Here is a 7,352-nt window from a genome sequence, read left to right as displayed (position 1 = left end):
TCAAGGGGTAGCCAAAGAGACAAAGGTACTGGCTTGAACGCAGTGAAAGCAGCGTCCTTTAGGCGCAGGCCGGTAAGATGCCCTTATAGGGCAGAGCAAACCACCCGCTATGCGGGTGGTTTTGATTCTCCACTCGCGCGGGAAAGGCGGAACCTTCGGATGAGGGTTACCAGTCCTTCGGAGATGTCGGCACACCATTCCGAAGTTACAGGAAAGGAATCGAAAGGCCCGGTCATGGCGTGACCGGGCCTTTCTGCGTGTCCGGAAATGGTGTTTCCGAAAGCGGCCGCTTCGTCTGTCCGAATTCCGCCAACGGGTGGCAGGCGCCGGAAAACACGGCTGAAGGGCATGGGCGCGGGGAACAGCCGTGCAGCATTGTGCAAGAAAAAGACAGGATCGTGTATATGCCACGGTCGGCACGGGGGATAGATACTACAGGGAAGTCCCGTGTGCGGCGGGGATGGGGGACGCATGCGTTTCCCACCCGGTCTTTTCAGCCCCGGCCCAGGGGGGGCGCCATGTCCCTCACGGCCATCAACGCCTTCATAGCGGAGCAGTAACATGTCAAAGCCAGTGTCACGCCGTGATTTCCTGAAGGGCGGAGCCGTCGCTCTCGGCACCGTCGCGGCCGCGCGGACGTTGCGGAACGTGGACCCCGTGTTTGCCGCCCAGGAAGAGAAGGCCGAGGTTTTCTTCAGCAGGGACCTGAGCGCGGAAGGCCTGCGCAAGCTGTACGCCAGGGTAAACCAGGGGATTCGCGGCAAGGTCGCGGTCAAGGTGCATACCGGCGAGCCGAACGGCCCGAACATCATCCCCCGGGAATGGGTCCGGGCCTTGCTGCCCGATGTGCCCAACGCCACCATAGTGGAGTGCAATGTGCTGTACCCCAGCCCGCGTCAGACCACGGAAGGGCACAGGACGACCCTGGCCACGAACGGATGGGATTTCTGCCCCGTGGATATCATGGACGCGGATGGCGACGTCAATCTGCCGGTTGCCGGGGGCAAGTGGATCAGCGAACTGGCCGTCGGCAGGAACATCATGCGGTACGACTCGATGGTGGTGTTGACCCACTTCAAGGGGCACACCATGGGCGGGTTCGGCGGCTCGTTGAAAAACGTTGCCATCGGTTGCGCTTCCGGCAAGGTGGGCAAGGAGCAACTGCACAGGGAAGGCGCGGAACTGTGGTCCGGAGGGTCGAACTTCATGGAGCGCATGGTCGAGGGGGGCAAGGCCATCGTCGATCACTTCGGCCCCCGCATCACGTACATCAACGTGCTGCGCAACATGTCCGTGGATTGCGATTGCGCGGGCGTCGAAGCCGCCCCGGTGGTCACGCCGGACATCGGCATTCTTGCGTCGACGGATATCCTCGCCGTGGACCAGGCTTCGGTGGACATGGTGTACGCTCTCCCTGCGGCTCAAAGGCAGGCATTGGTGGAGCGCATTGAAAGCCGCAGCGGCCTGCACCAGCTTGCGCACATGAAAGCCTTGAAGATGGGGACGGCAGCATACGAAGTGATTCCTGTCTGACGTGGATCGCGTACCGCCCCCGTGCCCATGCACATGACGCCAGACCATACCGTCGCGCGGTGATGCGCAGCGGAACGCAGGCGGTTGACCGCCTGTACCGCTGCCGGCCTGAGCCGCGCGTTCCGGTTCACCTGTCCGGGGCCGCCGCAAGGCGGCCCCGGCGCATTTCCAGCCCCGGCGGCCCGCTCGGTCTCCGGGGTTCTTTCGTCGAATGGGTGGCGCATCGGCAGGGGCATTCGCGCTGGCGCGGGAACGCCCGCTCGCGCAGTGCAACCTGCCGATATCGTGGGAGGGATTTTTTCAGGCCAAAAAATACTGTGCGCCATATCAATTTCTGGTTGCCATGACGCCGAAATGTGACATATGTACAGTCTGTGAACAAAAGTGCCGGGCAGGCCGCGCGCCATGACGAAAGCCGGTGACCCACACCGCTTCCGGGCACGGAACAGGGAACGCGCGCATGGTCTGCGGGGCTTGCTTCCGCCGCCGTGCGCGGCAGGAGACGCAGATGATGCACGACCCCATGGAACGCGCGCTGCTCAGCCGCATCGCATGGGCCTATTACGTCGAGGGCATGACCCAGTCCGACGTGGCCGACTGGCTGGGCATCAGCCGGGTGCGCGTCAACAGGCTGCTCCAGGTCTGCCGCGAGGAAGGCTACGTGCAGATCCTGGTCAACGCCGACCGGGCCGTCTGCTACGAGCTTGAGCGCAGCATGGAGGCCGCCTTCGGCCTGCGCCGCGCCGTGGTCATCCCCACGCCCCCCTCGCAGAAATCGCTCAACCGCAACCTTGGCCACGCCGCCGCCCAGTACCTTTCCGGGGTGTTGCGCGACGGTTCCTCGCTGGGCCTCGGCTGGGGCACCACCGTTGCCGCCGCCGCCACCTCCGTGCCGCGCAAGCCCGCCCAGGGGCTGACCGTGGTCTCGCTGTACGGCGGCCTGCCCTACAGCGTGGTGATCAACCCCTACGAGATAGTGGCCACCTTCGCGCGGCGGCTGTCCGCCTCGCAGACCTACTACATCGCCGCGCCCATGTTCGCCCCCAGCCCGGAATCGTGCCGCCTGCTGAAGTCGCAGGAGCTGTTCCGCTCCGTGTACGCGCGGGCGGTGCGGGTGGACGTGGCGCTCATCGGCATAGGCCAGCTTGCCTCCGACGCCACCAACGCGGTGCTCGGCGCCATAACCCAGGATGACGTGCGCTCGTTGCAGCGCACCACGGCCGTCGGCGAGGTGTTCGGCACCTTCGTCGACGCTTCCGGCGTGCCCGTCGAGCACCCCATGAACGCCTGTTTCATGGGGCCCAGCCTCGACGAGGTGCGCTCCATACCGATGACCATCGCCGCCGCGGGCGGCGAGAACAAGACTGCGATCATAAGGGCCGCGCTCACCGGCGGTTTCGTCAACGTGCTGGTCACGGACGAGGGCACCGCGCTGCGCCTGCTCGATCGGGAACATGGAGGAGATGCATGAACAGGTCAGGGTTGCTGGAACGACTGAAGTCCGGCCGCGAATTCGATCTTCTGGTGATCGGCGGCGGGGCTACCGGTTGCGGCGTGGCCGTGGACGCGGCAACGCGCGGGCTGGATGTCGCGCTGGTGGATCGGGCCGATTTCGCGCAGGGCACCAGCAGCCGCAGCACCAAACTGGTGCACGGCGGGGTGCGCTACCTGGAAAAGGCGGTGCTGCAATGCGACCGCGAACAGTTCGGCCTGGTGCGCGAGGGCCTGCGCGAGCGCGGCTTTCTGCTGGCCAACGCCCCCCATCTGGCCCACGCGGTGCGCCTGCTGACGCCCGTGCCCACCTGGAAGGACGCGGGCTACATGTTCGCCGGGCTGACCCTGTACGACCTGCTGGCCGGGCGTCTTGGCCTCGGCCACAGCAGGTTCGTGGGCAAGCGGGCGGCGGAGCGCATGTTCCCCACCCTGCGCATGGGCGACTACAAGGCCGCCGTCACCTACTGGGACGGCCAGTTCAACGATGCGCGCATGGCCGTGGCCCTGGCCCGCACCGCCAACGCCCACGGCGCCACCTGCTGCAACCACGTCGAGGTCGTCCGCCTGGTCAAGGAAGGCGGGAGGCTGCGCGGCGCGGAACTGCGCGACATGCTCACCGGCGAGACGTGGACCCTGCGCGCCAGGGGCATCGTCAACGCCACCGGCCCCATGGCCGATTCCGTGCGCCGCATGGACGACCCCGGCGCGGACGACATCCTCAAGGTCAGTTCGGGCATCCACATCGTGCTCGAGGCGGGCTTCACCCCGCCGGACCTCTCGCTGATGATCCCCAGCACCGAGGACGGCCGCGTGCTGTTCATGATCCCGTGGCAGAACCACGTGGTCTTCGGCACCACCGACGAGCACGCCAACCCCGAACACGACCCCGTGCCCGACGTGGCCGACATCGACTACCTCTTGCGCTACGCCAGCAAGTACCTGTCGCGCCCGGTCACGCGGGGCGACGTGCGCGCGGTGTGGAGCGGGCTGCGGCCGCTGGTGTTCGCGCCCGGCAAGGGCAGCACCCAGGAACTGGCCCGCACCCACGTCATCGAGGTTTCGCCCGCCGGGCTGCTGACCGTCGCGGGCGGCAAGTGGACCAGCTACCGCATGATGGCCCAGGACACCGTGGACCGCGCCGACGTGGCCTTCGGCCTGAACCTGACGCGCCCCTGCGTGACCCGCGACCTGAAGGTCATCGGCGCGCGCGGGTTCATCCCCGGCGGCCACGCGGAAATCGCGCGCGAATACGGCGTTGCGCCGGAACTGGCCAAGGCGCTGCACGGCACCTACGGCGACGAGACCGGGCAGGTGCTGGCCATCGCCCGCGACGAGAACCTGGGCGACCGGGTGCACCCGGACCATCCGCACATCCTGGCCGAAGTGGCCTTCATCGTGCGCAACGAAATGGCCATGCGCCTGGTGGACGTGCTGGTGCGCCGCCTGCCCATGGGCCTGCTGGACGTGGAGCACACGTTGCAGGCCGCGCCGGGCGTGGCCCGGATCATGGCCGCCGAACTCGGCTGGGATGCAGCCCGGACCGAGGCGGAACTGCAACACCTCGAAGCGTATCTTGCGGGGTGGCGCGCGCCCGGGGACTAAGGTTTGCCACGCGGGGCAGGGGGGCGCCACACGGCGCGCCCCGCCCCGCGATACGGAAGATGCGCGCGGCGCAAGGACCGCCGCGGGACAGTCACTGTGCCATGCAAGGCAGAATTTCCGGACGGTTGTCCGGAACATGGCACAGGCGGTCCGGCCCGCCGCGCATGCGGATGACGAACCGTCAACGGATCTCCGGGTTGGTGCAGACCCGGCGGGTCGCAAGGAGGGACGCGACTCCCAGGCCGCCTAATCCGCCCGTCGGCCGGTTTTCAAGACCGGGAAGACGGTGCGGGGCGCGCACCCGCAAGGGTGCCGACCTTCGCGCGGAGAACGCAGGGTACTCCGTGCATTCATGAGAGGGTGTACCATCAGGAGGATTCTATGAAGGAACTTTCGCTGGGACGGGAAATGCTGTCCGAATTCATGGGCACCATGGTCCTGATCATCTTCGGCGCCGGCAACGTCGCCATGACCGTGCTTTTCGGCAAGGGCCTGAACATCACCTGGGACAACATCACCTTCGGCTGGGGTCTCGCCGTGCTGTTCGGGATCATGGCCGGTCTGCCCTCGGGCGCGCACATCAACCCCGCCGTCAGCCTGGCGCTGGCGGCCACCGGCCGCTTCCCGTGGAAGAAGGTGCTGCCGTACTCCGTCGCGCAGGTGGCGGGCGGCTTCGCCGGCGCGGCCATCGTCTTCGCGGACTTCCACGCCAAATGGCTGGGCGTCGATCCGCAACTGGCCAGCACCGCCGGCATCTTCTGCACCTTCCCTGCCATCACCACCTCCTACCTGCCGGGCTTCATCGACCAGATCATCGGCACCGCGGTGCTGATGTTCGGCATCCTGGCCATCGGCGACTTTGCAGGCAAGAACAACATCGGCTGGATCGGCGGCATCCTGGTGGCGCTGCTGGTGGTGGCCATCGGCATGAGCCTTGGCGCCATGCACGGGTACGCCATCAACCCCGCGCGCGACTTCGGCCCGCGCTTCTTCGCCCTGCTGGCCGGTTTCACCCAGCCCAATCTGATGGAGCCGGGCATCGTGCTGGTGCCCATCGTCGGTCCGCTCATCGGCGGCCCGGTCGGCGCGTTCCTCTACGACTGGACCACGGGCGCCGTGCACAAGGCCCAGGCCGCCTAACATCGGTGTTCCCGGCGGGCGGTCGGGACGCCAACCCCGTGCCGCCCGTGCCGCAATCCCCCCAACCAAGGGAGTAGCACGACATGACCAAGTACGTTCTCGCACTTGACCAGGGCACCACCAGCTCGCGCGCCATCCTCTTCTCGCGCGAAGGCGACATCATCCAGATTTCCCAGAAGGAATTCACCCAGATCTACCCGCAGCCGGGCTGGGTGGAGCACAACGCCAACGAGATATTCGACACCGAGTCGTGGGTCATGCGCGACTGCCTGAAGCAGGCGGGCATCGACGCCTCGCAGGTGGTCGCCGCGGGCATCACCAACCAGCGCGAAACCACGGTGGTCTGGGACAAGGCCAGCGGCGCGCCGGTGTACAACGCCATCGTGTGGCAGGACCGCCGCACGGCGGGCTTCTGCGACGAACTGAAGGCGCGCGGCCTGGCCGACACCTTCCGCCAGAAGACCGGCCTTGTGCTCGACGCCTACTTCTCCGGCACCAAGGTGCGCTGGATCCTCGAAAACGTGCCCGGCGCGCGCGCCAAGGCCGAAAAGGGCGAACTGCTGTTCGGCACCATCGACACCTGGCTCATCTGGAACCTGACCAAGGGCGAGGTACACGCCACCGACGAATCCAACGCCAGCCGCACCCTGCTGTTCAACATCAATACCGGCGACTGGGACGACGAACTGCTGGGCATCCTGGGCGTGCCGCGCTCCATGCTGCCCAGGGTGACCCGCTCGTCCGAGGTGGTGGGTGACATCCATCCGGAATTCCTGGGCAAGGCCATTCCCATCGCGGGCAACGCGGGCGACCAGCAGGCCGCCACCTACGGCAACGCCTGCCTCAAGCCCGGCATGGCCAAGAACACCTACGGCACCGGCTGCTTCATGCTCATGAACACCGGCAAGGAAGTGCACGCCAGCAAGAACAACCTGCTGACCACCATGGCCTGGGCCACCCCCTCGGGCCGGTTCTTCGCCCTGGAAGGCAGCGTGTTCATAGCCGGTGCCGTGGTGCAGTGGCTGCGCGACGGCCTGGGCATCATCAAGGCCGCGCCCGAAGTGGAACAACTGGCCCTGAGCGTGCCGGACAACGGCGGCGTGTACCTGGTGCCCGCCTTCGCGGGCCTTGGCGCGCCCCATTGGGACCAGTACGCGCGCGGCGCCATGGTGGGCATCACCCGTGGCGCCACCAAGGCCCACATCGCCCGCGCGGCGCTGGAATCCATCGCCCTGCAAACGCTGGACATCATGGATTGCATGCAAAAGGACGCGGGCATCAGGCTGGCGGCCCTGCGCGCCGACGGCGGGGCCACCCGCAACAACCTGCTGATGCAGTTCCAGGCCGACGTGCTGGGCGTGCCCGTGGAACGGCCCAAGGTGACGGAAACCACGGCCCTCGGCGCGGCCTATCTGGCGGGCCTGGCCGTGGGCTTCTGGAAGAGCGAGGAGGAAATCGAGGCCATGTGGCAACTGGACCGCCGCTTCGAGCCCAACATGTCCGCCGACGCGCGCGAAAAGCTGGTGCATCAGTGGCAGCGCGCTGTCGAACGGGCCAAGGGCTGGGCGCAGGAGTAAACAACA

The 7,352-nt window shown here is 66.9% G+C and carries 5 protein-coding genes; all 5 read left to right on the top strand.

The features are described 5' to 3' along the window. Window positions 1-561: 561 nt before the first annotated feature. Entirely contained in the window at window positions 562-1,533 is a 972-nt protein-coding gene (locus V6B97_RS14070; protein WP_333507144.1) for a DUF362 domain-containing protein, read from the top strand. 508 nt (window positions 1,534-2,041) lie between these two features. After that, the gene (locus V6B97_RS14065) at window positions 2,042-3,004 is read left to right on the top strand and encodes a sugar-binding transcriptional regulator (protein WP_333507143.1); all 963 of its coding nucleotides are present in this window, start codon (window positions 2,042-2,044) and stop codon (window positions 3,002-3,004) included. Next, on the top strand, window positions 3,001-4,629 hold the full coding sequence (locus tag V6B97_RS14060) for a glycerol-3-phosphate dehydrogenase/oxidase (protein ID WP_333507142.1): 1,629 nt from the start codon (window positions 3,001-3,003) through the stop codon (window positions 4,627-4,629). Before V6B97_RS14065 ends, V6B97_RS14060 begins: the two co-directional genes overlap by 4 nt. Before the next feature lie 381 nt (window positions 4,630-5,010). Further along, window positions 5,011-5,769: an MIP/aquaporin family protein gene (locus tag V6B97_RS14055; RefSeq protein ID WP_333507141.1), complete on the top strand. Its 759-nt coding sequence runs from the start codon at window positions 5,011-5,013 to the stop codon at window positions 5,767-5,769. Window positions 5,770-5,852: 83 nt separating this feature from the next. Further along, the gene (gene glpK / locus V6B97_RS14050) at window positions 5,853-7,346 is read left to right on the top strand and encodes a glycerol kinase GlpK (RefSeq protein WP_333507140.1); all 1,494 of its coding nucleotides are present in this window, start codon (window positions 5,853-5,855) and stop codon (window positions 7,344-7,346) included. The last annotated feature ends 6 nt before the right edge of the window (window positions 7,347-7,352 follow it).

The organism is Nitratidesulfovibrio sp. 1201_IL3209 (genome assembly GCF_036763125.1).
GTDB lineage: Bacteria > Desulfobacterota > Desulfovibrionia > Desulfovibrionales > Desulfovibrionaceae > Cupidesulfovibrio.
This window is presented reverse-complemented; position numbering and strand designations above follow the sequence as displayed.

Bases quoted from the DNA above. Each gene is read 5' to 3' on its own strand.
- V6B97_RS14055 (WP_333507141.1), top strand. From the start codon at position 5,011: ATGAAGGAACTTTCGCTGGGACGGGAAATGCTGTCCGAATTCATGGGC.
- V6B97_RS14070 (WP_333507144.1), top strand. From the start codon at position 562: ATGTCAAAGCCAGTGTCACGCCGTGATTTCCTGAAGGGCGGAGCCGTC.
- V6B97_RS14060 (WP_333507142.1), top strand. From the start codon at position 3,001: ATGAACAGGTCAGGGTTGCTGGAACGACTGAAGTCCGGCCGCGAATTC.
- glpK (WP_333507140.1), top strand. From the start codon at position 5,853: ATGACCAAGTACGTTCTCGCACTTGACCAGGGCACCACCAGCTCGCGC.
- V6B97_RS14065 (WP_333507143.1), top strand. From the start codon at position 2,042: ATGATGCACGACCCCATGGAACGCGCGCTGCTCAGCCGCATCGCATGG.